This window comes from Haemophilus haemolyticus, from assembly GCF_001008205.1.
Classification (GTDB): Bacteria; Pseudomonadota; Gammaproteobacteria; order Enterobacterales; family Pasteurellaceae; genus Haemophilus; species Haemophilus haemolyticus_Q.
This window is the reverse complement of record NZ_LCTK01000006.1, coordinates 128,244-154,295: the sequence shown is the minus strand read 5'-3', so window position 1 is coordinate 154,295 and position 26,052 is coordinate 128,244. Positions and strand designations below refer to the sequence as shown.

Genomic DNA, 26,052 nt, shown 5'->3' with positions numbered 1-26,052 from the left:
ACCTCTGTCTAGGCAAATATTGTTCAATTAAAAGTGCGGTAAATTTGTAATATGATTTTATAGTCTAGTTTTTTCGCCACCAAATTCATCTAATAAATTTTCGGTGAGTTTGGCTAAAATACCTGTCATCAGTACAAAATCTGCATCGAAACGCTGTGCAAAATCTTCTTTCAGAATATCATCATTTTTTTCTCGAACACTGTCTGCAAATTTTAAACGTTTGAGGGTGCAATCCTCGTTAAAAACGAAAGTTAAGGTATCCTCCCATTCTAAGGCTAATTTACTTACTACTTTTTTGCCATCTTGCAGAAGTGCGAGAATTTCTTCATTTTCTAAAGGTTGTTTTTTGCAACGAATAACGCTGTCTTCCTGACTGCCGCGAAGCTCGGCTTCTTCCAATACAAGTAACCAATGGGGTAAGCTATCTTGAATGATCCAATTGGTTAAAATCGTGCTAGGTTCATTAGCAAAGGCTAAAGGCACGACAGGGAGCGAACCTAAGGATTTACGCAGTAATGCGAGTGCATCTTCAGCGCGTTTACTCGATGCTGCATCAACATGAACAAGATTATTTTCTGTATCAATCCATAGCGCCGTATGCTGATTTTTACTAAACGCACGAGGTAATAAATTCATAACAACATCATCTTTTAATGTTTGTTTTTCTACTTTTTTAAGTTTGCGGTTTTCTTTTTGTTCAAGGCTTTCAATGCGTTCATCAAGTTCACGTTTGACCACATTTGCCGGCAAGATTTTTTCTTCTTTTTTGGCAATTAATAGAATTTGTTTTCCAACAGAAAAATAGAGTAAATCAGCGCCTCGTAATGGAGCAGACCATCCAAATTTACTTTGATCTTGAGCACCGCAAGGATGAAATTGACAATCTTCCAGTTGAGTTTGTAGCTGTGCAAGATCCCAATCTAGCGGTTTAGTCAGCCTATAAGTCATTAAATTTTTAAACCACATCGTAACACTTCCTTCAATATAGGGTAGAATGTGAGGCATTATAGCCCATAAAAGTAGGAAAAACGATGCAACACAAATTGATTGCCTTTATTGGCGGCGGCAATATGGCGCAAGCTATTATTCTTGGATTATTGAAACAAGGTTATCCTGCCGAGCAAATTATTGTGAATGATCCGAATGAGGAAAAAAGAGCATTTTTTGCCAATCTTGGCGTGGCAACTTCAGAAAATAATGTGGAAAGTGCAACCAAAGCTGAGGTTGTGTTGCTTGCGGTAAAACCTCAAATGATGGCTGATGTTTGTTCGCCACTAAGTGCGGTGGATTTTTCCGATAAATTGTTAATTTCCATTGCCGCGGGTATTTCAACTGAACGTTTGAACGCATTAATTCCAAGTATAAAAGCGATAGTGCGTGTCATGCCAAATACGCCCGCATTGGTGGGGGAAGGCATGGCGGGGTTATTTGCACCGAAAAATACGAGTGAAAATTACCGCACTTTTGCACAAGATTTATTGGGAATAGTGGGAAGAACGGTTTGGGTGGAGGATGAAACTCAAATGCACGCAGTAACCGCCGCTTCAGGAAGTAGCCCAGCCTATTTCTTTTTGATGCTGGAAGCGATGCAGCAAGCCTTAATCAAAATGAATATTGATGAGAAAACTGCGCGTGAATTAGTGCAGCAATCCATGCTTGGTGCAGCAAAAATGGTGACAGAAAATCCGCAAATTGCACTTTCAACTTTGCGTGAAAATGTTACCTCGAAAGGTGGCACCACTGCGGCAGCGTTAGCAGTATTTGATGTACAACATTTTAATCAAACAATAGAGCAAGCTATGCAGGCTTGTTTGTCTCGTTCACAAGAAATGGAAACGTTATTCTGATGCAAGTTCGTCCTTTTTATTGGCTCGCACTGAGCTTTCTAGGTTACTACTGCGCTTATGGCGTGTTTTTGCCGTTCTTCCCAGCATGGTTGAAATCACAACAATATGGTGAAGAAATGATTGGTCTGGTGATCGGGAGTGCTTATATTTTCCGATTTGCGGGCGGATTATTTTTTTCATCGCTGATTAAAAAAGCCAATCATATTATTAGTTCCTTACGTCTATTGGCGTTAGCATCTGCCATTATTATGGCGGCTATGAGTTTAGTTGCACATAATTTTTGGTTGTTGTTTATTGCTATTGGTTTATATGCCTCTGTGAATTCAGCAGGAATGCCGATTGGGGATTCGTTGGCATCCACTTGGCAACGCCAAATCGGCTTGGATTATGGTAAAGTACGTTTGATTGGCTCTGCTGCTTTTATTCTTGGTGTAGTGGTATTTGGTGGCATGATTGGCTGGGTTGGCGAGCAAAATATTGTCTGGATTTTAACCGCACTTTTATCTTTCTATACCATCATTCAGCTTTTAAAACCGACCATTTCCCCAAAAGATGAAATACCTGAAAGTGGCGATCAAAATAATATTGGTTTTATTGCGTTACTGAAAAATCCTATTACATTGCGAGTCATGATTGCAGTGGGGCTGATTCAAGGCTCTCATGCGGCTTATTATGTTTATAGCACAATTTATTGGACAAGTATTGGGATCTCCGTTTCTCAAACTAGCTTACTTTGGGGCATTGGCGTATTAGCAGAAATTGTATTATTTTTCTTTTCTCGTCGCTTATTTCAAAATATTTCTATCAGTGTGCTGCTTTATATTTCTACGCTTGCGTGCATCGGACGCTGGGCTGTAATGGGATATATTGAAGATTTTTGGTTGATATTTTTATTGCAACTTATGCATAGTTTGACTTATGCCGTGTGCCATTATGCGATTGTTCGCTATATCACCACTCAGCCGCAAAGCCATATTGCGAAGTTGCAAGGTTTGTATAATGGTTTATCGAATGGGGTACTCATTGCCATTTTCACCGCGGTTGCTGGTATGATTTATCCGACTTCGCCAGCGATGACATTTGTATTTATGAGTATCATCGCGGCGGCTGCATTTTTTGTGATTCCACGCAAGTTAAATGCCTTTTTAATTGTTCAGCATAAATAGGACGCATCGCTTTCCTTGTAGAAAAGTAATATGAAAAATCTTGCGCTCATTGATTTGTTTCTTAATGAATATTGGATTGAAAAAGGGCTTTCAGAAAATACCGTTCAATCTTATCGTTTAGATTTAACCGCACTTTGTGATTGGTTGGATAAAAATGACTTGTCTTTGGAAACCTTAGATGCTGTTGATTTGCAAGGTTTTCTAGGTGAACGCTTGGAGAAAGGTTACAAAGCTACGAGCACCGCGCGAATGTTAAGTGCAATGCGTAAACTTTTCCAATATTTATATCGGGAAAAATATCGAGTAGATGATCCAAGTGCGGTGCTAAGTTCGCCTAAATTACCTAGTCGCCTGCCAAAATATTTAACTGAGCAACAAGTGTCTGATCTGCTCAATACGCCAGATGTGGAGGTGCCTTTGGAATTGCGTGATAAAGCAATGTTGGAGTTGCTTTATGCAACGGGGCTTCGTGTAACGGAGTTAGTTTCGCTGACGATTGAAAACATGAGTGTGCAACAAGGCGTGGTGCGAGTGATTGGTAAAGGGAACAAGGAACGTATTGTGCCAATGGGGGAAGAAGCTGCCTATTGGGTTCGTCAATTTATGCTTTATGGTCGTCCTGTTCTCTTAAATGGGCAGAGTTCTGATGTTGTGTTTCCAAGTCAGCGTGCACAGCAAATGACTCGTCAAACTTTCTGGCATCGTGTAAAACATTATGCCATTCTCGCGGATATTGATGTTGATGCACTTTCCCCTCACGTTCTTCGCCATGCTTTTGCCACCCATTTAGTGAATCACGGTGCGGATTTACGCGTGGTGCAAATGTTGCTAGGGCATACAGATTTATCCACAACACAGATTTATACTCATGTGGCAAAAGAGAGATTGAAACGATTGCATGAAAGATTTCATCCTAGAGGATAGATAAGTATAACAAGGCTTTACATGCTAATTGTGGTTTTCTAATTGAGTTCATTGACCAAATCAGGTAAACTACCGTCCCGTCTTTGATAGCTAGTTATCTTCGATTTTTGACCGCACTTTTGGTTGATTTTGTCTGTAAGATGATTAGCTATAATCATTTATATCCCAATACAGATTAGGTTCCCTATGGCTACAAATTATATTTTCGTCACTGGCGGTGTGGTTTCATCGTTAGGTAAAGGCATTGCGGCAGCATCATTGGCGGCAATTTTAGAAGCTCGTGGTTTAAACGTAACTATTATGAAATTAGATCCATATATTAATGTGGATCCAGGTACGATGAGCCCAACCCAACATGGGGAAGTTTTCGTTACACAAGATGGCGCTGAAACAGATTTAGACTTAGGCCACTATGAGCGTTTTATTCGCACGAAAATGACTAAACGTAATAACTTCACCACAGGTAAAATTTATTCTGAAGTATTACGTAAAGAGCGTCGTGGCGATTATCTCGGTGCAACAATTCAAGTTATTCCACATATTACCAATGAAATTAAAGATCGCGTTATTGCTGGTGCTCAAGGTCACGATGTTGTGATTGTTGAAGTGGGCGGTACCGTTGGTGATATTGAATCACTCCCATTCTTAGAAGCATTGCGTCAATTAGCCGTTCAAGTTGGTCGTGAACACACCTTATTTATGCACTTAACTTTAGTGCCTTATATTCCAACGGCGGGTGAAGTAAAAACTAAACCAACTCAACATTCGGTAAAAGAATTGCTTTCTATTGGTATTCAACCTGATGTGTTGATTTGCCGTTCAGATCGTATGATCCCGCCAAATGAACGTGCGAAAATTGCTTTATTCTGTAATGTTCCAGAACGCGCAGTCATTTCATTAAAAGATGTAAATTCGATTTATCAAATCCCAGCATTATTAAAATCTCAAGGTTTAGATGATTTTGTCTGTGAACGTTTCCGTTTAACTTGCCCTGAAGCGGATCTGTCTGAATGGGAGCAAGTGCTTTACAAACAAGCCAATCCAGTGGGTGAAGTGACCATTGGAATGGTGGGTAAATACACTGAGTTACCAGATGCCTATAAATCTGTAAATGAAGCGTTGAAACATGCAGGTTTAACGAATCGTTTAAGTGTGAACATTAAATACATTGATTCCCAAGATGTTGAAACCAAAGGTGTTGAAGTGTTAAAAGGCATTGATGGCATTCTTGTTCCTGGTGGATTCGGTTATCGTGGTGTGGAAGGTAAGATTCGTACTGCACAATATGCACGTGAAAACAAAATTCCTTACTTGGGCATTTGTTTAGGCATGCAGATCGCATTGATTGAATATGCACGTAATGTAGCGGGTTTAACTAAAGCAAATTCATCTGAATTTGATAAAGATTGTGAACAACCCGTGGTTGCATTAATCACGGAATGGCAAGATGCCGATGGTAATACAGAAGTGCGTACCGATGAATCTGATCTTGGCGGAACAATGCGTTTAGGCGCACAACAATGTCATTTGGTGTCAGGCAGTCGCGCTCGCGAGCTTTATGGCAAAGAAACCATTGAAGAGCGTCATCGTCATCGCTATGAAGTGAACAATACCTTACTTCCTCAAATTGAAAAAGCAGGATTGAAAGTAACTGGCTTATCTGCGGATAAAAAATTGGTAGAAATTATCGAAGTGCCAAATCATCCTTGGTTTGTCGCTTGCCAATTCCATCCAGAATTTACTTCTACGCCTCGTGATGGTCATCCGTTGTTTGCAGGCTTTGTAAAAGCAGCCTATGAAAATCACAAACAATCTGTGAAGTAATGGATTAAATTAGAGTAAAAAGAGCGGTGAGAAACAACAAATTTTTTCACCGCTCTTTTATTTTGTAAAAATAGATAAAGATCAAAGCATACGCATTTTTTACAAGACAAAATCTCAAAATAGCTTTATCATATCGCCTGTTTTAGGCTCGCCTAACCCGTTTTAATTAACTTAATTGAGGAAAATAAAAATGGCAAAAATCGTTAAAGTGATTGGTCGCGAAATCATTGACTCACGCGGTAACCCAACTGTAGAAGCTGAAGTTCATCTTGAAGGTGGTTTCGTTGGTTTAGCAGCTGCTCCATCAGGTGCATCTACTGGTTCTCGTGAAGCATTAGAATTACGTGACGGCGACAAATCTCGTTTCTTAGGTAAAGGTGTATTAAAAGCGGTTGCAGCGGTAAACGGTCCTATCGCTGATGCATTAGTAGGTAAAGAAGCGTCTAACCAAGCTGAAATCGACCAAATCATGATCGATTTAGACGGTACTGAAAACAAATCTAACTTCGGTGCAAACGCAATCTTAGCGGTATCTTTAGCAAATGCAAAAGCAGCAGCTGCATCTAAAGGTTTACCACTTTACGCTTACATTGCAGAACTTAACGGCACCCCAGGCGTTTACTCTATGCCATTACCAATGATGAACATCATCAACGGTGGTGAGCACGCAGATAACAACGTTGATATCCAAGAATTCATGATTCAACCAGTTGGTGCGAAAACGTTACGTGAAGCACTTCGTATCGGTGCTGAAGTATTCCACAACCTTGCGAAAGTATTAAAATCTAAAGGCATGAGCACTGCTGTAGGTGATGAAGGTGGTTTCGCACCTAATTTAGCATCTAATGCAGATGCTTTAGCATGTATCAAAGAAGCAGTAGAAAAAGCTGGTTATGTATTAGGTAAAGACGTTACTTTAGCAATGGACTGTGCTTCTTCTGAGTTCTACAACAAAGAAACTGGCAAATACGAAATGAAAGGCGAAGGCCGTTCATTCACTTCTCAAGAGTTCACACATTATCTTGAAGAATTAACCAAACAATACCCAATCGTGTCTATCGAAGATGGTCAAGATGAATCTGACTGGGATGGTTTTGCATACCAAACTAAAGTGTTAGGCGACCGCGTTCAATTAGTGGGCGACGACTTATTCGTCACTAACACCAAAATCTTAAAAGAAGGTATCGAAAAAGGTATCGCAAACTCTATCTTAATCAAATTCAACCAAATCGGTTCTTTAACTGAAACTTTAGCAGCAATCAAAATGGCTAAAGATGCAGGTTACACCGCGGTTATCTCTCACCGTTCAGGTGAAACTGAAGATGCGACTATCGCTGATTTAGCGGTTGGTACAGCAGCAGGTCAAATCAAAACTGGTTCTATGAGCCGTTCTGATCGTATTGCGAAATACAACCAATTAATCCGTATCGAAGAAGCATTAGAACGCGCTGGTACACCAGCTCCGTTCTTAGGTTTAAAAGCGGTTAAAGGTCAAGCGTAATTCACGCTGAATTTACTGTAAAATCTCACCGCACTTTGCACAAAAGTGCGGTGTTTTTTTATAAAATTGCAAAGCAATAGCTTGCCTATTATTTTTATCTAGATATTATCTGATTAACTAATTAAACTCCGTAAAAATTATGAATGCAAAACTAGAGCTATACAGAAGATATTATTGTGTTGAAAGAGACATCAATTATTTTTCCGTATTAACCGAATGGGCTACTGCTTATCTTATACAACAAGAATATGAAGATAATATTTATGAATTAGCACTAGCAAAAACTAGAAAAGAAGCATTATTTTTATCTGATAAAATTCTAGAGAATGTTGTATTTAATGGCAAAAATTTACAAATAGTTTCTATAGATGATAATACATCTATGTTTGATGCATTACCTAATGATATCAATTCTGCTGTGCTGTTAGGTGAATGGTATAATTGCCAAGAATACCAAATCGATTCGATGTTGATTTATCAAATTGAATTTGAACATAAATTATTAAATAGAATAAATAAAATATTTCATAAAGAAACAAACCTATTTACATTTAAATGTAATAAATGGGTTAAAAAAATTTATGAAAACAAAAATAAAATTAGACAACATCTATTCAAATATTTAGAAATACAATATGAAGAAGAGTTTAATCTTTATAAAGAAGCCCGTATTTTGGATTATCTTTATAGGATCACAGATATAAGTTTCAATATAAAATCAAACTTATCAATAATACCTCTTAGAAAAAGTGATTTGAATCCTGAAGAATACAATTTACCAAATCTACCAGCTGAGGTCATATGGATAGAATTAGATAGAGATATTAATATTATAGCAATAGATGATTAGTCTATCAAAAACTTCAATTCAAGAGGAAATACCATGTTACACTTAACCCTCGAAGATCAACTCTTTCTCGGTCAACCAAAGCAAGTAGGTACACTCTCGACTGTGCATGATCACCTGGCAGTGATGTTTGAAGATGACGGTGAAACGGGCTATTTTTATGCACTTGATATGCGTCAAAATGCTCAACCGATAGTGGATATGTTGCACGTGTATAATGTTGATTCAACCTCTAATCATCATGAGGCTCGCAAACTTGAAATTTGTTGGGATGAGAGTGGTTATTTAGCATTTTTGCTTATTAATGGCTATCCTCATGCCGTATTTGATTTTGCTCGTTTAGTCGGCTATAACAGCAATAAATATCCACAACCAGATTTAATGAGTATGTGGACTCGTGAAGAAATTACCAATAAACAGGCCGAGCAATGGCTAGGCGTGAAAACCATTCGATAAAAATTGAGAACAATGAAAAAGAAAAATCAGATTTTAGTTAGTTTATCTATTGTGGCCTTATTAGGGGGCTGTTCAGAAGAACAAGTACAACGTGATGTGTATCAGTCTTTAGACGATTGTTTAGCGGATTGGAAAAAAATTGAGCTTTGTGAGGCAGATAAAAATACCGAGAGCACTCAGAGAACTGAAACCACACCACAGCAGGGGCTTGGTTTAAATATTCGTGATAACGGTAATGCAGAAAGTGCGGTAAAAAATCCAGCTGAAAATAATGCACAAGCTAATCAAAGCGAGAACAATGCCGAATCGACTGCAAAAGCTGAAAGTACCGATCCTTCTTTAGCGGCCGCGATTGCTGGTGGCGTTATGGGGTATATGGCGGCTCGTGCAATCAGTAGTTTCCTTGGCCCAAGTTATCATCCTGGAAATCGAGCTGTCACTACGCCAACAGGGCAAGTTGTGCAACCGCAAACAAATCGTTCTGTTGGAAAACCAATGCTCGTGAAAGGAAATGCAGGAAGCATGAATAGCAAACCTGTATCTCGTGGTGGTTTTAGTAGCCCAAATAATACTAATCGTAGCAGTGGAGGCTAAATGAAACGTGTAACTGGGTTTCCGACTCGACCAGATATGGTGCAACAGCTACTTAATGTTGGATTTGATTATTATAACTTGCCTTCTAGTGATGGATCTCATTATTGGTCTGATAATGTCGCCTATGAATTTACCTTAGCGGAAATTGATCGCATTGAGGATACAACTAACGAATTACATTCAATGTGTTTAGATTTTGCGGCGGATGAAATTAAAAAAGGCGATTATGAAAATTATCATTTTACGGAGTTGCAAAAACAGCTTATTGAAACCTCTTGGCGTAATCAAGATCCTTATTTATATGGACGCTTTGATTTTGGCTATGATGGCGATAATCTAAAAATGTTTGAATATAACGCTGATACGCCAACATCTTTGTTGGAGGCTGCGGTTGTTCAATGGCAGTGGTTGGAGCAAATTGAGGGACTGAAACATCGTGATCAATTTAACTGGATTCATGAAGAATTAATAAAACATTTCCAATTTTTGAAACAACAAAGCGGCAAAACAGATTTCCATTTGAGTGCCATGCAGGATGCTGGCCGTGAAGATTGGGGCAATGTAGATTATTTAGCTGATGTGGCTTATAACGCAGGTTGGAATATTCATCAATTAGCAGTGGAAGATATTGGCTATAACAGCGAAACAGAAAAATTTGTAGATTTAAATGAACAGCCTATTGAAATGTTATTTAAATTGTATCCACTGGAATGGCTAAGCCACGCTGAGTTTGCTCGCCATATTACAACCGCTGAAACACGATTTATTGAGCCTGCGTGGAAAATGTTGTTAAGTAATAAAGCACTATTGGCAAAACTTTGGGCGCGTTATCCTAATCATCCGAATTTATTGCCTGCTTATTTTACGCCCTTCGAATTACCAAAAGATTTATCAATGTGGGTGAAAAAACCATTGTTAGGTCGAGAAGGTGCCAATGTCTTCTATTATGAGAAAAACAATGGCGTAGAATTTGCAGCGAAAGGAAGCGAACACTCTACGTTTTATGGTAATTCAGGTTATGTTTATCAACAAAAATTTGAATTACCGAGTTTTGATGGAATGTATCCCATTATCGGCTCTTGGGTTGTGGGTGATGTGGCTTGCGGTATGGGATTACGCGAAGATTTTACGGCTGTGACGGGTAATGATAGTCATTTTATACCTCATTATTTTGTACCTTAATGTGTCCTGAGTATTGCTAAAATAACCAGAAAATTAACCGCACTTTTGTCTTTTTTGATAAAAGTGCGGTTATTTTTTTACCTAAAAACTATCACTAAAGAGTTATGGTTATTTTATCTGAAAAAATCTTGCAAAATATCAAATTTTGTTAGAATAAATCGTAGCATTTCTTTGAAATGAAAAATTAAAAGAGTAAAATGTCCTCGGTGGTAGAAGTATTTGAAGTTGTAAACATATTAGAAGTATTAAATTTTCATCAAATTTTTTAATATTTGGAGTTTGATTATGGCATCAGAAATTCAAAAACTGTCTTCTGTTGCGCTCACACCTGTTGAAGCAACGGATTATGCAGAAAGTACAGCTACTTATAAAGCAAATAAACGTCCATTTTTATCGTTTATGTCTGGCATTAGTGCTGGAGCTTGTATTGCTTTAGCTTTTGTATTTTACACGACAACACAAGCTGCTAGTGCCGGAGCACCTTGGGGGCTGACCAAATTAGTGGGTGGGTTAGTATTCTCATTAGGTGTGATTATGGTGGTGATATTAGGATCTGAATTATTCACCTCTTCTACTTTAACATTAGTTGCCCGTGTTGGTGGTAAGATAACCACAGCGCAAATGATCCGAAATTGGATTGTCGTATATTTAGGTAACTTTGTGGGCGGTTTATTTATTGCGGCTGTTATTTGGTTTGGTGGACAAACAATGGCAGCAAATGGCCAATGGGGTTTAACAATTCTTGCCACTGCCCAACATAAAATTCACCACACGTGGTTTGAAGCTTTTAACCTAGGTATTTTATGTAACATTATGGTGTGTGTGGCGATTTGGATGTCTTATTCTGGTAAGACTGTTACAGACAAAGCATTTATTATGATTATGCCGATTGGTTTGTTTGTTGCATCAGGGTTTGAACACTGTGTGGCTAATATGTTTATGATTCCGATGGGAATTATTACCGCACATTTTAGTACACCTGAATTTTGGCAACAAATCGGCGTTGATCCGATGAAATACGCAGATTTAGATTTGTATCATTTCATTGTGAAGAATTTAATTCCCGTAACGTTGGGAAATATTGTCGGCGGGGCAATTTGCATGGGTGTATTCCAACGTTATTTAACCAAAACGCATTAAAGATTTATTTACTTATTTATTAATTAACAAAGGAAATGACTATGTCAGAACTTAATGAAGCGCAAAAATTAGCGTGGGCTAGTTTTACTGGTGGTGATTGGCAAGAAAATGTCAATGTACGTGACTTTATCCAAAAAAACTACACCCCATATGAAGGTGATGATTCTTTCTTAGCGGGTCCAACTGAAGCGACAACAAAACTTTGGGAGACCGTAATGGAAGGAATCAAAGTTGAAAACCGCACACATGCGCCATTAGATTTTGACGAGCATACGCCTTCAACAATTACTTCTCACGCACCAGGTTACATTAACAAAGACTTAGAAAAAATCGTTGGTCTTCAAACTGATGAGCCTTTAAAACGTGCCATTATGCCATTTGGTGGTATCAAAATGGTGGAAGGATCATGCAAAATTTACGGTCGAGAATTAGATCCTGAAGTGAAAAAAATCTTCACTGAATATCGTAAAACCCACAACCAAGGTGTATTCGATGTTTATACGCCAGACATTTTACGTTGCCGTAAATCAGGTGTATTAACCGGTCTTCCTGATGCTTATGGTCGTGGCCGTATCATCGGTGACTACCGTCGTGTAGCGCTTTATGGTGTAGATTTCTTAATGAAAGATAAATACGCACAATTCTCTTCTTTACAAAAAGATTTAGAAGATGGCGTAAATCTTGAAGCAACAATTCGTTTACGTGAAGAAATCGCAGAACAACACCGTGCATTAGGCCAATTAAAACAAATGGCTGCAAGCTATGGTTATGATATTTCTAACCCAGCAACTAATGCTCAAGAAGCTATTCAATGGATGTACTTTGCTTATCTTGCTGCTATCAAATCACAAAATGGTGCGGCAATGTCATTCGGTCGTACTGCAACCTTTATCGATATCTATATCGAACGTGATTTACAAGCAGGTAAAATTACTGAAACTGAAGCGCAAGAATTAGTTGACCACTTAGTCATGAAACTCCGTATGGTTCGTTTCTTACGTACACCTGAATACGATCAATTATTCTCTGGCGACCCAATGTGGGCAACTGAAACCATCGCAGGTATGGGGTTAGACGGTCGTACATTAGTAACCAAAAATACATTCCGTATTTTACACACTCTTTACAACATGGGGACTTCTCCAGAACCAAACTTAACTATCCTTTGGTCTGAACAATTACCTGAAAACTTCAAACGTTTCTGTGCGAAAGTATCGATTGATACCTCATCAGTTCAATACGAAAACGATGATTTAATGCGTCCAGACTTCAACAATGATGACTACGCAATCGCATGTTGTGTATCACCAATGGTTGTGGGTAAACAAATGCAATTCTTCGGTGCGCGTGCAAACTTAGCGAAAACATTGTTATACGCAATCAATGGTGGTATCGATGAAAAATTAGGTATGCAAGTAGGTCCGAAAACTGCACCAATTACTGATGAAGTATTAGATTTCGATACAGTAATGACTCGTATGGACAGCTTTATGGATTGGTTAGCAAAACAATATGTGACTGCCTTAAACGTAATCCACTATATGCACGATAAATATTCATACGAAGCAGCATTAATGGCATTACATGATCGTGATGTATATCGTACTATGGCTTGTGGTATCGCAGGTCTTTCTGTTGCAGCAGACTCACTTTCAGCAATTAAATATGCGAAAGTTAAACCAGTTCGTGGCGACATCAAAGATAAAGATGGCAATGTTGTAGCAAGCAACGTAGCGATCGACTTCGAAATCGAAGGTGAATATCCACAATATGGTAACAACGATAACCGTGTTGATGACATCGCTTGTGACTTAGTTGAACGTTTCATGAAGAAAATTCAAAAACTTAAAACTTACCGCAATGCAGTGCCTACACAATCTGTATTAACCATTACTTCTAACGTGGTTTATGGTAAGAAAACTGGTAACACCCCAGATGGTCGTCGTGCTGGTGCGCCATTCGGACCAGGTGCGAACCCAATGCACGGCCGTGACCAAAAAGGTGCGGTAGCATCATTAACTTCTGTAGCTAAACTACCATTTGCTTACGCGAAAGATGGTATTTCTTATACTTTCTCAATCGTACCAAATGCGTTAGGTAAAGATGCAGAAGCACAACGCCGTAATCTTGCAGGCTTAATGGATGGTTATTTCCATCACGAAGCAACTGTTGAAGGTGGCCAACACTTAAATGTGAACGTGTTAAACCGTGAAATGTTGTTAGATGCAATGGAAAATCCGGATAAATATCCACAATTGACTATCCGTGTATCTGGTTACGCAGTACGTTTCAATTCTTTAACTAAAGAGCAACAACAAGACGTCGTAACCCGTACATTTACTGAGTCTTTCTAAGTAAATAAAATTATGTTTTAATATAAACCATTCACAGACTAGTTTTGTGAGTGGTTTATTTTTATATATAGGAGAGCAAATTATGCTAACAGTTATTGCCCAATTTTCAGTAAAAGCGGACAAAATTAATGATTTCCTAACTCAATGCCAAGAATTAATTAAGCATACTCGTCAAGAAACAGGATGCGTATCTTATGAATTACAACAAAATAGTGAGCAGGCTAATCATTATGTTTTTATTGAGCAATGGAAAAGCAAAGCAGATTTAGAACAACATTTTGTAACGCCACACTTTACCTCAATTGTACCTGTATTGGTCAAGTATTGTGAACAAGCGCCAGTGGTGCAAACCTTTCAAAAAGTCAGCGAATAATGACCGCACTTTGATAAATATATTTTAATTATGAGCCTGATTTAAATCAGGCTCATTTTTTATAGACTAAATCTTTGGTAAAATTTAGCTATATCTAATTTTAGGAAATTTATGTATGTCAGTCCTTGGACGAATTCACTCTTTTGAATCCTGTGGCACTGTAGATGGGCCAGGTATTCGTTTTATTTTATTTATGCAAGGCTGCTTGATGCGCTGCAAATATTGCCACAATCGTGATACTTGGGATCTTGAAGGTGGTAAAGAAATCAGTGTCGAAGATTTAATGAAAGAAGTCGTGACTTATCGCCATTTTATGAATGCTACTGGCGGTGGTGTTACGGCATCTGGCGGTGAGGCTGTGTTACAGGCAGAGTTTGTGCGCGATTGGTTCCGTGCTTGTAAAGAGGAAGGAATTAATACTTGCTTGGATACAAATGGTTTTGTACGTCATTATGATCATATTATTGATGAATTATTAGATGTAACAGATCTTGTTTTACTTGATTTAAAAGAGCTTAATGATCAAGTTCATCAAAATCTTATTGGAGTACCAAATAAACGTACTCTTGAATTTGCAAAATATTTGCAAAAACGTAATCAACGTACATGGATTCGTTATGTTGTTGTTCCTGGTTATACCGATAGCGATCACGATGTGCATTTATTAGGTCAGTTTATTGAAGGTATGACCAATATTGAAAAAGTTGAACTTCTTCCTTATCATCGATTAGGTGCGCATAAATGGAAAACCCTTGGGTTAGATTATGAGCTTGAAGATGTATTACCGCCAACCAAAGAATCGTTAAAGCATATTAAAACAATCCTAGAAGGTTATGGGCACACTGTAAAATTCTAGAGTGAATGTCAGCTAACATAAGGAGTAAATAATGAAAAAAATTATTTTAACATTATCACTTGGGTTACTTACCGCCTGTTCTGCTCAAACTCAAAAGGCTGAACAAAATAATGTGAAGCTGACACCACCGACTGATGTGCGCAGCGGATATGTACGTTTGGTGAAGAATGTAAATTATTACATCGATAGTGAATCGATCTGGGTGGATAATCAAGAACCACAAATTGTGCATTTTGATGCAGTGGTGAATTTAGATAAGGGATTGTATGTTTATCCGGAGCCTAAACGTTATGCACGTTCTGTTCGTCAGTACAAGATTTTGAATTGTGCAAATTATCATTTAACTCAAGTGAGAACTGATTTCTATGATGAGTTTTGGGGACAGGGTTTACGTGCCGCGCCTAAAAAGCAAAAGAAACATACGTTAAGTCTAACACCTGATACAACGCTTTATAATGCTGCTCAGATTATTTGTGCGAATTATGGCAGAGCACAATCTTCAGAATAAAAAATAACAAAATCTAGCGAAATAAAAAATACGGTGAAATTTCACCGTATTTTTTTAATTAAATATTCTTCTTTGTTTTCGTGTTTTGACTACTTGCACTATTAATAATAAAGCAAGAATTATCACATATACTGCAAAAATAAATACCAACCATTGCACCATCGTCACACCGAATAATGACCATTGACTTTCATTACAAGAGCCGGTCGGGTTAAACATAAATGGAAACCATTGGTGAAACGGTAAAGTCTCAGGAAAGTTTGGAATAAATTCACATTGTTTCCAAGGGGCTGGATTCATTTGTAAATCAAGATGATGGAATGAAACCAATAATCCCTTAATCCCACTGAATAAGCCTAATGCCAAAGCGATTAATCGAATGATTAAAGCGCGAGGTTGAAGTAAACCTATAATGCCCGCAATAAATAACCCAATTATTGCTAAACGTTCATACACGCAAAGTACGCAAGGGTGTAATCCCATTCCATATTGGAAGTAAAGTGCGGTGGATTCTAGTGCTAAACTTGAGAATGCCAGCAGGAACCATGCAGAACGTTTTTCAGAAAATCGTTTTAAAAGTGCGAGCATTTCTTCTCCTTAGATTGGCAAAATTAAGCCTAAACTTGCTAGCCAAATAGTGGCGGCTGGTAAGATAAATTCAATAGCTAGTAAACCAATGAGTGAAAGTACAATCGTGTAAGGTAAAGCCATATAAACCATTCTTCCGTAAGAAAGACGAATTAATGGCGCTAGCGATGAAGTCAATAAGAACAAGAATGCGGCTTGTCCATTTGGTGTCGCTACTGATGGTAAGTTTGTCCCTGTATTGATTGCAACAGAGAGCAATTCAAATTGGTGCGGAGCAATTACGCCATTCGTTAATGCTGCTTTGGCTTCATTGATGTAAACCGTTGCGACGAATACGTTATCAGAGATAGAAGAAAGCAAGCCGTTAAATACATAGAATAAGGCAAGCTGTGTATTTTCTTCTGAAGAAAGTACGAAGTGAATGATTGGCGCAAAAAGTTTTTGATCAATAATTACGGCAACCACTGAGAAGAATACTACGAGCAATGCAGTGAAAGGCAAGGATTCTTGGAATGCTTTACCGATAGTGTGCTCGTCAGTCACACCTGTGAATGCTGTAGCAAAAATGATGATACTTAAACCAATTAAGCCCACCGCCGCAAGATGGAACGCCAACCCAAGAATTAACCAAATAGCGATTAACGCTTGGACGCCTAATTTAATTTTGTCTTGTTTGGACATTTTCTCTGAATTAGTGCGGTCTAAATCTGACAAGATTTTCCATACGTCTTCAGGTAATTTTTCACCATAACCAAATAATTTGAATTTTTCGACTAAGAAGCAAGTGAGCAATCCGCAGATAAATACTGGAACAGTAACTGGCGCCATGCGGAAGAAAAATTCGATAAAGTTCCATTTGGCTTGTTCGGCAATGATTAAGTTTTGTGGTTCACCCACCATTGTCATTACGCCACCAAGTGCGGTTCCGACGCCCGCATGCATCATCAAACTACGTAAGAATGAACGGAATTTTTCTAAGGTTTCGTGATGTTGTGTTGCAATTTTTCCATCATCGGCAATATCAACAGCATCAATTAAATTATTACCTGATGCGACTTTGTGATAAACACCATAGAATCCCATTGCTACGCTGATAATTACGGCAACAACCGTTAATGCATCAAGGAAGGCTGATAGGAAGGCTGCGCTAAAACAGAAAGCTAAAGAAAGCGCGATTTTTGAACGAATTTTGACAAGTAATTTCGTGAATACGTAAAGAAGCAGTTGTTTCATGAAGAAAATCCCTGCCACCATGAACATTAATAGCAATACCACTTCAAAGTTTGCCATAATTTCCGTTTTTACGTGTTCTACGTTAGTCATCCCTATAATAATAGCTTCAATCGCTAATAAGCCACCGGGTTGCAACGGATAGCATTTTAATGCCATTGCTAACGTAAAAATGAATTCAGCAACGAGCAACCAACCCGCAAGAAAGGGGCTGATAAAAAAGAAAATAATTGGATTAACAATGAGAAAAACGACAATGGCGAGTTTGTACCAATTTGGGCTCGCGCCAAGAAAGTTTTTCATAAAGGCTTGTGTGTTTGTCATAGAGCACTCCATTATTTTTTTATTGCGCTAACATTGTAATATATCCCCCTTTAAAGGATAATAAAAAGTAAGTAATTTTTTTATAAAATTGCATTTTTTTTTGATTTTTATCTGATTTTTTAATTTATGCAACATGATAATGACATTTTGAAAGCCCAAAGCCCCGCCGCTTTAGCTGAAGAATATATAGTGAAAAGCATTTGGCAAGATGTTTTCCCAGCGGGCAGCAATTTACCCTCAGAGCGTGATTTGGCTGATAAGATTGGTGTAACTCGTACAACTTTACGTGAAGTTTTACAACGTTTGGCGCGTGATGGTTGGTTGACGATTCAGCACGGTAAACCCACAAAAGTAAATAATATTTGGGACACAGCAGGGCCGAATATTATTGAAACGCTAATCGGTTTAGATATGCAGTCAGCACCTTTGATTATTGACAATATGTTGTCTTTACGCAGTAAAATGTCTGAATCTTATATTTATGAGGCAGTAAAAAATTCTCCTCAACAATCTGCCGCACTTTTTGCCGAATTAGATCAATTACAAAATACGGCGCAAGATTACACAGAATTTGATTACAAATTATTTCGTCAATTTACCGTAGTGGCTAACAAACCCTTTTATCGTTTAATTTTTAATAGTTTGAAAGGGGTCTATCAACGAATTGGTTTTTTATTTTTTAAAGAAGAAAAACACCGAGAACTTACAAAAACGTTCTATTTAGAAATGCAACAAATTTGCCTTGCGGGAAATGCTGATGCGGTGGTGGATTGTATTCGTAAACATAATTTACGTTCTTCAACTTATTGGAAAGCTATTCTAGAGCGATTGCCGCAGAACCTTTCGGATTAATTTCAACATCAAAAGTGCGGTGAATTTTAACCGCACTTTTTCATTCATATAGATAAACATTATGCGCATACCAAGAATTTATCATCCAGAATCCCTTGAAAATCAAACTCAATGTCAACTTTCAGAAGACGCGGCAAACCATGTAGGGCGCGTGTTAAGAATGATAGAGGGCGAGCAAATTGAACTCTTTGATGGTTCTAATCATATTTATCCAGCCAAAATTATTGAGTCGAATAAAAAAACTGTAAAGGTAGCGATTTTGGGGCGTGAGCTTGCGGATAAAGAATCCAATTTAAAAATTCATTTGGGGCAAGTGATTTCTCGCGGAGAGCGAATGGAATTTACCATTCAAAAATCGGTGGAATTGGGAGTGAACGTGATTACGCCATTATGGTCAGAACGCTGTGGCGTAAAACTTGATGGTGAACGCATGGATAAAAAAATTCAACAATGGCAAAAAATTGCGATTGCTGCTTGTGAACAGTGTGGCCGTAATATTGTGCCGGAGATTCGTCCACTGATGAAATTACAAGATTGGTGTGCAGAAAATGACGGAGCGCTAAAATTGAATTTACATCCACGAGCGCAATATTCGATTAAAACGTTACCGAATATTCCCGTTGAAGGTGTTCGCTTATTAATTGGCTCAGAAGGTGGATTATCTGTACAAGAAATTGCACAAACTGAACAGCAAGGATTTACTGAAATTTTATTAGGAAAGCGTGTTTTGCGTACTGAAACTGCATCGCTTGCGGCGATTAGTGCACTACAGATTTGTTTTGGAGATTTAGGTGAATGATGGAGTTACAAGGGAAATTTTTGATCGCGATGCCACATTTAGATGATTATTTTAATCGTACTGTGGTGTTTATGTGCGAGCATAATGAGCAAGGCTCGATGGGGTTAGTGATTAATCAGCCAACGGATTTAAGCATTGCGGAACTTTATTCAAAACTCAATTTTATGATGAAAAATGACCGCACTTTTAGCAATGAAATGGTGGTAGCAGGTGGCCCTATGCATAGCGAAAGAGGTTTTATTCTACATAAGAATACACCGAATGAATTCCAGCATACTTATAAAATCACGGATGATCTTTCAATGACAACCTCTGCTGATGTAATAGAGACGCTAGGTTCTGAACTTGCACCAGAAAAATATCTTATCGCTCTAGGGTGCTCTAGCTGGGAGGCAGGGCAATTAGAAAAAGAAATCACTGATAATGCTTGGTTAGTCGCTACTGCGAACGATCAGATTTTATTTGATATGCCTTATGATGAGCGCTATGTTGCGGCGAATCAATTGCTTGGTATTCACCCACATAATTTTGTGTTTGCACAAGTGGGGCATAGCTAATGGGGATTACTGCACTTGCTTTTGATTTTGGTACCAAAAGTATTGGCTGTGCTGTAGGGCAAAGTATTACTGGCACCGCTCAAGCCTTACCTGCTTTTAAGGCGCAAGATGGTATTCCAAACTGGGATGCGATCGAAAAATGCTTGAAAGAATGGAAACCAGATGTTGTTGTAGTTGGTTTGCCTTTAAATATGGATGGAACAGAGCAAGATCTCACTTTGCGTGCTCGTAAATTTGCAAATCGTTTACAAGGTCGTTTTGGTGTTAATGTTCAGCTACAAGATGAACGTTTAACAACAACTGAGGCACGCAGTGAAATTTTTGACAGAGGCGGTTTTCGTGCCTTAAAAAAAGGCAAAGTAGATGGGATCTCTGCTTGTTTGATTCTAGAAAGTTGGTTTGAGGTTGCAGAATACTCCGAGTAAAAAAAGCCCTTTCAAAAGCTGAAAGGGCAAAAATATTTGGAGTCATACTATGAGTTGTTGAATTAACAAATCAGGTATGTGGCGTATTATAATAATAAAATACAAAAATGCAACATTTTCTTAACAAATAATTTTTTGTCATTTAATTATGTGGATTTCTTGTATTGCTATTGACTAAATTACGCATTAATAAGGCGTAGTCTAAGTTGATATCTTGTGGTACATCTAAGAACACAAAATGCCCATCACCTAGTGCGGCATCAACCGTTTCATTTTTTCGATTGAGCATTTTTTCAATCTTAAAGACGATGTTGCCTTGTGGGGTCATCATTTCCACTTCATCACCAAGCAAGAATTTATTTTTTACTGCCACTTCAGCCATACCTTGTTCATTACGTTTACCGGTAAATTCACCGACAAATTGTTGACGATCGGAAATAGAATAACCGTATTCGTAATTTTGGTATTCATCGTGCGTATGACGACGTAAGAAACCTTCGGTATAACCACGATGAGCAAGGGATTCCAACGTATCCATTAAGCTTTCATCGAATGGTTTTCCTGCTGCCGCATCATCAATGGCTTTGCGGTAAACTTGTGCGGTTCTTGCGCAATAATAGAATGATTTAGTACGGCCTTCGATTTTTAAAGAATGCACACCAAGTGCGGTCAATTTTTCCACGTGTTGTACTGCACGCAGATCTTTTGAGTTCATAAAATAAGTGCCGTGCTCATCTTCAAACGCCGTCATTTGCTCATCAGGCTTTTGTGATTCTGTATAAAGGAAAACTTTATCTGTTACCGCACCTTCGCCCAAGGTTGGCGCCACATTTTTCACTTCAATTTGTTGAGCAGGATCGATTTTAGGCACGATGTTGCCTAGTTCATCCGTCGTGCCTTCTTCCATTTTGTATTCCCAACGACAAGCATTCGTGCAAGTACCTTGGTTTGGGTCGCGTTTGTTGATATAGCCAGAAAGTAAGCAACGGCCAGAATACGCCATGCATAACGCACCGTGTACGAAGATTTCGAGTTCGATATCGGGCACATGTTGGCGAATTTCAGCGATCTCTTCAATAGATAATTCGCGCGATAAAATCACACGGGTTAATCCCATTTGTTTCCAGAATTTCACCGTTGCCCAGTTTACCGCATTTGCTTGTACAGAAAGGTGAATATCAATATCAGGGAAGTTTTCACGCACCAACATGATTAAGCCTGGGTCAGACATAATTAAGGCATCTGGGCCCATGTCGATCACAGGTTGTAAATCTTTGATAAAGGTTTTGAGTTTGGAGTTATGCGGTGCAATGTTCACCACTACATAGAATTTTTTGCCAAGCGCATGGGCTTCATCAATCCCGATTTTTAAATTGGCGTGATTAAATTCATTGTTACGTACACGTAAGCTGTAACGTGGTTGGCCTGCATAAACGGCATCAGCACCATACGCAAAGGCATAGCGCATATTTTTAAGGGAGCCCGCAGGGGAGAGTAATTCCGGTTTGACTTGGGTTGTCATAATATTCTCTTTTGTCTGATTTCAGGTCAGGGATTTGCGCTAGGCAAATCGTTAGGTGGGGTATTGTAGAGAAAATATTTGGCTTGTAAAGGAAAGTGCGGTCAAATCCTAACTAGAAATTCAGTTTATCTGGTTCTGATATAAAGATTTAACCGCTTAAAATTACCCTATATTAAATAAAATTATGGGCTCTAAATTTTGCCCTATGACAATAGCTTGTCTTTTATTTTAGTTATAAGTTGAGTGCATCACTTTCTTCCTTTAGGGCTTGAGTTGCTACTTTTATATCATTTGCTTGAGTTATGGCTGTGATTACAGCGACACCATCCGTGAGTTTCGTTATGAAGGTACATCTCACAAATAGATATCTTATTTTAAATTCTAGTGGCATTAGAACTTAAATTGATGGTACAAGCGCATCCAAGTTTATCTAAAAATATTCATTTAAATGATATGATGACAGAATTAAATAGTCTTTATGAAAGTGATGATGGAATGATTTGGTAATGAATAAACCTACTTAGATATAGTTTGAATGTAAAAAATGCCTTTCCTATTTATGAACGGAAAGGCATTTTTATCGCATGAATTGTAGTGCTTTTTATTACTGCGACATAATATATCGCAGAAATTAACCGCACTTTTGTCATCTAAACAATTATTTTACGCGAGATACGTATTCGCCAGAACGAGTATCTACTTTGATTACTTCACCGATTTGAACGAAAAGAGGCACTTTTACTACTGCGCCAGTGCTTAATGTTGCTGGTTTACCGCCAGTACCTGCTGTATCGCCTTTAAGACCTGGGTCTGTATCGACGATTTCTAATTCAACAAAGTTTGGTGGAGTAACAGTAATTGGCGCACCATTCCATAAAGTCACGATACAATCTGCTTGGTCTAATAACCATTTTTCTGAATCACCTACAGCTTTTGCATCAGCAGAGTATTGTTCAAATGTTTCTGGGTGCATGAAATACCAGAATGCATCGTCTTTGTATGAATAAGTTAAGTTAAGATCCATAACATCAGCAGCTTCGACCGAAGTACCAGATTTGAAGTTTACGTCTAATACTTTGCCTGAAATTAATTTACGAATACGAGTACGGGTGAAGGCTTGACCTTTACCTGGTTTTACGAATTCATTTTCAACGATTACGCAAGGTTCACCGTCTTGCATAAATTTTAGACCTGGTTTGAAATCACTGGTAGTATATGTAGCCATATTTTTAATATCCTAAAAATTAGAGATGGTTTGAAAAGTGCGTATTTTAACCCAAGAACCCGTCATTAGAGAAGAACAAAATTGGCTCACAATTCTAAAAAATGCGATTTCAGATCCTAAATTATTGCTAAAAGCCTTAAATTTACCAGAAGATGATTTTGAGCAATCTATTGCTGCGCGGAAACTTTTTTCGCTTCGCGTACCACAACCTTTTATTGATAAAATAGAAAAAGGTAATCCGCAAGATCCCCTTTTCTTGCAAGTGATGTGTTCTGATCTAGAGTTTGTACAAGCCGAAGGATTTAGTACGGATCCCTTAGAAGAAAAAAATGCCAATGCGGTGCCGAATATTCTGCATAAATATCAAAACCGTTTGCTCTTTATGGCGAAGGGTGGTTGTGCGGTGAATTGTCGTTATTGCTTCCGCCGACATTTTCCTTACGACGAAAACCCAGGAAATAAAAAAAGCTGGCAACTGGCATTAGATTACATTGCGGTGCATCCTGAAATTGAAGAAGTGATTTTTTCAGGTGGCGATCCTTTAATGGCGAAAGATCATGAGTTAGCGTGGTTAATAAAACATTTGGAAAACATACCGCACTTACAGCGTTTGCGTATTCATACTCGTTTGCCTGTCGTGATTCCGCAACGGATTACTGATGAATTTTGTACCTTATTAGCAGAAACTCGTTTGCAAACTGTTATGGTGACACACATTAATCACCCAAATGAAATTGACCAAGTTTTTGCTCATGCGATGCAAAAATTAAAAGCCGTGAATGTCACGCTTTTGAATCAATCCGTTTTGCTAAAAGGTGTGAATGATGATGCACAAATTCTAAAAATATTGAGCGATAAACTTTTTCAAACAGGAATTTTGCCTTATTACTTGCATTTGCTAGATAAAGTGCAAGGAGCGAGCCATTTTCTGATTAGTGATATCGAGGCTATGCAAATTTATAAAACTTTGCAATCTCTTACATCTGGCTATCTTGTTCCCAAACTCGCACGAGAAATTGCCGGCGAACCAAATAAAACTTTATACGCGGAATAAGATCCGATAAAATATCGCGTAATTTTTTCGCCGCACTTCCGCGGCTAATTAACATGAATAACAACAAGTATCAGGAGTAATCCAGTGGATTCTATGAATAAAAATCAAAATGAACAATCATCTCAAGATGAATTAGATTTAGGTCTTAATCAAGTTGAACCAATTACACCAAAGAAAGTGGTGCAACCTAGCGAGTCAATTTTTGATAAAGCAAAAGGTTTATTTGCTAAAAAAGATCATGTAGAAACAAATTTTCATGAGCGTAAAGAACCCACTTTTGGGCATACTTCTGCTCAAGAAAGCGCGCCTTTTATTTCTAGCGAAACATTGAGAACAGAACAAGAGCCTGTTATTCAGATTGTATCTGCAGAAGAGACAATATCTGCTGTTGAAGAGGAAATTAAAACTGAAACTATTGCCGAAGAAACTGTTGAGCAAGCGGAAAAACGTACTTTAAGCCAACCAGAAAAATGGAAAGTGTTGCAAGTATTACCAACAAAACATCGCCGTTTATTTATGGCTATTTTGGCGTTGGTCATTTTATTAATTATTTTCTTTGCATTAAAACCAAGTTCTGACACCGTTGAGTCTTTCACTCAATCTAACAGCAATGAAATCCCAGTGCAGTTCCAATCTTTAGATCAAAATCAACCAGTTGAAACCACGATTTTAGATAATCCTCCTGCACAAAATCAGATGGCGGCAGAGCAAGCTAACCAACCTGAAAATGCGCCAAAAGCAGATGAATCGGCTAATAGTGCGACCGCTCAAAATCAACCTGCAGAAAACGTAGCTGAGCCACAAAACATGGTTGCGTCACAAAATATGGCTCAAGCTCCAGTTCAAACCTCAAATACAATGGATTCAGCTTCAGCTAAACCTATGCAAGCAGCTCAACCTGAGCAATCACAAACTCAAGCTCAACAAGCTCAAGTGGAACAGCCAAAAGCGCCAACTGTTGTAGCACCAGTTCCACCGGTGAAAAAAGTAGTAGAACAACAAGTTGCGCATAAAGATATCGCAAAAAAAGAAGTGAAGGTTGCTGAAAAAGCACATGTACCAGCAAAAGCAACTGAACAAACCGTCGCTAAAACAGCAGGAAAAGCACCAATTGTTGAAGCCAAACCGGTTCAAGTTAAAAAAGAAGCTAAAGTTCAAATTGTTGATGCAAAACCTGCAACAAAATCCGCTGCACCAACTACATCGGCGAAAACATTAACTGTGCCTAAAGGCGTTTCTCTTATGCAAGTATTCCGTGACAATCAACTTAATATTTCGGATGTTAATGCAATGAGTAAAGCAGCTGGAACGGGCAATGTTTTAAGTAGCTTTAAACCGGGTGATAAAGTTGCGGTATCCGTAAACAGTCAAGGGCGAGTAAATGAAATGCGTTTATCTAACGGTACGCGATTTGTTCGTCAGTCTGATGGTTCTTATGAATATAAAAAATAATTTTTAGGGCGAGCAATCGCCCATTTTTCTTTTGCAAGTAGGATTCTATGTTTAAAAAAATGTTTCTAATTTTAACCGCACTTTGCTTGATCGGTTGTGCTCAAAATGGTTTACCAAAGAAGCCAGAGCCGCAAAAGATGCAGGTGGAAAAAGTAGATAAAGCTTTGCAAAAAGGTGAGGCTAAAGTTTATTTGTGTAAAGATGATAAGCAAGTTCGTGTGGTTCATTCCACCCAAAAAAAACGTAAAAAATCATTGCATCACATTACGGTGACTTTCAATTCTATGTCAGAAAAATTGACATTAATGATTTCTGAGCGCGGTAAAAATTACGGCAATATTCGTTGGGCGTGGCAAGAGCGCGATGATTTCAGTGTGCTAAAAACTAATTTAGGTGAAGTTTTAGCAGAACAATGTGTATTACAACCCGTAGAGCGTTTATCCGGTAATTAA

Annotated in this window: 27 protein-coding genes; 22 read left to right on the top strand and 5 right to left on the bottom strand. The window is 38.3% G+C overall.

The genetic code is table 11. The features are described 5' to 3' along the window. Nucleotides 1-57: 57 nt before the first annotated feature. On the bottom strand, nucleotides 58-966 hold the full coding sequence (rdgC, locus tag AAX18_RS02070) for a recombination-associated protein RdgC (protein ID WP_046952791.1): 909 nt from the start codon (nucleotides 964-966) through the stop codon (nucleotides 58-60). 65 nt (nucleotides 967-1,031) lie between these two features. On the opposite strand from rdgC, the gene proC reads away from it, so the two are divergent. The 14 genes from proC to AAX18_RS02000 all read left to right on the top strand — a co-directional run bounded on the left by proC (nucleotide 1,032) and on the right by AAX18_RS02000 (nucleotide 15,572). Further along, nucleotides 1,032-1,847, top strand: coding sequence for a pyrroline-5-carboxylate reductase (proC, locus tag AAX18_RS02065; protein WP_046952790.1), 816 nt, complete (start codon nucleotides 1,032-1,034; stop codon nucleotides 1,845-1,847). Next, nucleotides 1,847-3,013: a 3-phenylpropionate MFS transporter gene (locus AAX18_RS02060; protein ID WP_046952789.1), complete on the top strand. Its 1,167-nt coding sequence runs from the start codon at nucleotides 1,847-1,849 to the stop codon at nucleotides 3,011-3,013. The genes proC and AAX18_RS02060 overlap by 1 nt, the downstream gene beginning before the upstream one ends. A 30-nt stretch (nucleotides 3,014-3,043) precedes the next feature. Beyond that, nucleotides 3,044-3,937, top strand: coding sequence for a site-specific tyrosine recombinase XerD (gene xerD, locus AAX18_RS02055; protein ID WP_046952788.1), 894 nt, complete (start codon nucleotides 3,044-3,046; stop codon nucleotides 3,935-3,937). A 186-nt stretch (nucleotides 3,938-4,123) separates the two neighbouring features. After that, nucleotides 4,124-5,761, top strand: a complete 1,638-nt coding sequence (gene pyrG, locus AAX18_RS02050; RefSeq protein WP_005636432.1) for a glutamine hydrolyzing CTP synthase — start codon at nucleotides 4,124-4,126, stop codon at nucleotides 5,759-5,761. Between the two features lie 190 nt (nucleotides 5,762-5,951). Continuing rightward, on the top strand, nucleotides 5,952-7,262 hold the full coding sequence (gene eno / locus AAX18_RS02045; RefSeq protein WP_005627703.1) for a phosphopyruvate hydratase: 1,311 nt from the start codon (nucleotides 5,952-5,954) through the stop codon (nucleotides 7,260-7,262). A gap of 139 nt (nucleotides 7,263-7,401) precedes the next feature. Then, a complete protein-coding gene (locus AAX18_RS02040) occupies nucleotides 7,402-8,112 on the top strand; it encodes a hypothetical protein (protein ID WP_032825602.1) in 711 nt (236 codons plus the stop codon). 33 nt (nucleotides 8,113-8,145) lie between these two features. Further along, nucleotides 8,146-8,565 carry a DUF2251 domain-containing protein gene (locus AAX18_RS02035; RefSeq protein WP_046952787.1) on the top strand — a complete coding sequence of 140 codons (420 nt, stop codon included), beginning with the start codon at nucleotides 8,146-8,148 and terminating at the stop codon, nucleotides 8,563-8,565. Between the two features lie 12 nt (nucleotides 8,566-8,577). Continuing rightward, a complete protein-coding gene (locus AAX18_RS02030; RefSeq protein WP_005627707.1) occupies nucleotides 8,578-9,159 on the top strand; it encodes a DUF1190 domain-containing protein in 582 nt (193 codons plus the stop codon). After that, on the top strand, nucleotides 9,160-10,341 hold the full coding sequence (locus AAX18_RS02025) for a glutathionylspermidine synthase family protein (protein WP_005627708.1): 1,182 nt from the start codon (nucleotides 9,160-9,162) through the stop codon (nucleotides 10,339-10,341). A 285-nt stretch (nucleotides 10,342-10,626) separates the two neighbouring features. Next, nucleotides 10,627-11,481: a formate transporter FocA gene (gene focA, locus AAX18_RS02020; RefSeq protein WP_046952786.1), complete on the top strand. Its 855-nt coding sequence runs from the start codon at nucleotides 10,627-10,629 to the stop codon at nucleotides 11,479-11,481. Nucleotides 11,482-11,522: 41 nt separating this feature from the next. Beyond that, nucleotides 11,523-13,835: a formate C-acetyltransferase gene (pflB, locus tag AAX18_RS02015; RefSeq protein ID WP_046952785.1), complete on the top strand. Its 2,313-nt coding sequence runs from the start codon at nucleotides 11,523-11,525 to the stop codon at nucleotides 13,833-13,835. A gap of 82 nt (nucleotides 13,836-13,917) precedes the next feature. Continuing rightward, entirely contained in the window at nucleotides 13,918-14,208 is a 291-nt protein-coding gene (locus AAX18_RS02010; protein WP_046952784.1) for a putative quinol monooxygenase, read from the top strand. 115 nt (nucleotides 14,209-14,323) lie between these two features. Beyond that, on the top strand, nucleotides 14,324-15,064 hold the full coding sequence (gene pflA / locus AAX18_RS02005; RefSeq protein WP_046952783.1) for a pyruvate formate lyase 1-activating protein: 741 nt from the start codon (nucleotides 14,324-14,326) through the stop codon (nucleotides 15,062-15,064). Between the two features lie 31 nt (nucleotides 15,065-15,095). Then, a complete protein-coding gene (locus AAX18_RS02000) occupies nucleotides 15,096-15,572 on the top strand; it encodes a surface-adhesin protein E (RefSeq protein WP_046952782.1) in 477 nt (158 codons plus the stop codon). A 54-nt stretch (nucleotides 15,573-15,626) separates the two neighbouring features. Here AAX18_RS02000 and dsbB read toward each other — a convergent pair whose 3' ends face one another. Further along, nucleotides 15,627-16,160: a disulfide bond formation protein DsbB gene (gene dsbB, locus AAX18_RS01995; protein ID WP_046952781.1), complete on the bottom strand. Its 534-nt coding sequence runs from the start codon at nucleotides 16,158-16,160 to the stop codon at nucleotides 15,627-15,629. A 9-nt stretch (nucleotides 16,161-16,169) separates the two neighbouring features. Then, on the bottom strand, nucleotides 16,170-17,714 hold the full coding sequence (gene nhaB, locus AAX18_RS01990; RefSeq protein WP_032825605.1) for a Na(+)/H(+) antiporter NhaB: 1,545 nt from the start codon (nucleotides 17,712-17,714) through the stop codon (nucleotides 16,170-16,172). A 126-nt stretch (nucleotides 17,715-17,840) separates the two neighbouring features. On the opposite strand from nhaB, the gene fadR reads away from it, so the two are divergent. From fadR to ruvX, 4 genes are all read left to right on the top strand, one after another. Then, nucleotides 17,841-18,566 carry a fatty acid metabolism transcriptional regulator FadR gene (gene fadR, locus AAX18_RS01985; RefSeq protein WP_005627721.1) on the top strand — a complete coding sequence of 242 codons (726 nt, stop codon included), beginning with the start codon at nucleotides 17,841-17,843 and terminating at the stop codon, nucleotides 18,564-18,566. 61 nt (nucleotides 18,567-18,627) lie between these two features. Next, a complete protein-coding gene (gene rsmE, locus AAX18_RS01980) occupies nucleotides 18,628-19,365 on the top strand; it encodes a 16S rRNA (uracil(1498)-N(3))-methyltransferase (RefSeq protein WP_005627723.1) in 738 nt (245 codons plus the stop codon). Beyond that, complete coding sequence (locus AAX18_RS01975) at nucleotides 19,362-19,922, top strand: YqgE/AlgH family protein (protein ID WP_005627726.1); 561 nt, start codon at nucleotides 19,362-19,364, stop codon at nucleotides 19,920-19,922. Before rsmE ends, AAX18_RS01975 begins: the two co-directional genes overlap by 4 nt. After that, a complete protein-coding gene (gene ruvX / locus AAX18_RS01970) occupies nucleotides 19,922-20,347 on the top strand; it encodes a Holliday junction resolvase RuvX (protein ID WP_005646895.1) in 426 nt (141 codons plus the stop codon). The genes AAX18_RS01975 and ruvX overlap by 1 nt, the downstream gene beginning before the upstream one ends. A 142-nt stretch (nucleotides 20,348-20,489) precedes the next feature. Here the strand turns inward: ruvX and trhP are convergent, their stop codons facing one another. Next, nucleotides 20,490-21,869 (bottom strand): prephenate-dependent tRNA uridine(34) hydroxylase TrhP, encoded by a 1,380-nt coding sequence (gene trhP / locus AAX18_RS01965; RefSeq protein ID WP_046952780.1) that lies wholly within the window; start codon nucleotides 21,867-21,869, stop codon nucleotides 20,490-20,492. A 384-nt stretch (nucleotides 21,870-22,253) separates the two neighbouring features. Here trhP and AAX18_RS09040 point away from each other — a divergent pair, with 384 nt between their 5' ends. After that, on the top strand, nucleotides 22,254-22,376 hold the full coding sequence (locus tag AAX18_RS09040; protein WP_268988368.1) for a hypothetical protein: 123 nt from the start codon (nucleotides 22,254-22,256) through the stop codon (nucleotides 22,374-22,376). 151 nt (nucleotides 22,377-22,527) lie between these two features. Here the strand turns inward: AAX18_RS09040 and efp are convergent, their stop codons facing one another. Then, nucleotides 22,528-23,094, bottom strand: coding sequence for an elongation factor P (efp, locus tag AAX18_RS01960; RefSeq protein WP_005627049.1), 567 nt, complete (start codon nucleotides 23,092-23,094; stop codon nucleotides 22,528-22,530). Nucleotides 23,095-23,131: 37 nt separating this feature from the next. On the opposite strand from efp, the gene epmB reads away from it, so the two are divergent. The 3 genes from epmB to AAX18_RS01945 all read left to right on the top strand — a co-directional run bounded on the left by epmB (nucleotide 23,132) and on the right by AAX18_RS01945 (nucleotide 26,052). Then, entirely contained in the window at nucleotides 23,132-24,148 is a 1,017-nt protein-coding gene (gene epmB, locus AAX18_RS01955) for an EF-P beta-lysylation protein EpmB (RefSeq protein WP_005627047.1), read from the top strand. 84 nt (nucleotides 24,149-24,232) lie between these two features. Next, a complete protein-coding gene (gene oapA, locus AAX18_RS01950; RefSeq protein WP_005627046.1) occupies nucleotides 24,233-25,600 on the top strand; it encodes an opacity-associated protein OapA in 1,368 nt (455 codons plus the stop codon). Between the two features lie 47 nt (nucleotides 25,601-25,647). Continuing rightward, nucleotides 25,648-26,052 carry a hypothetical protein gene (locus tag AAX18_RS01945; RefSeq protein ID WP_046952779.1) on the top strand — a complete coding sequence of 135 codons (405 nt, stop codon included), beginning with the start codon at nucleotides 25,648-25,650 and terminating at the stop codon, nucleotides 26,050-26,052.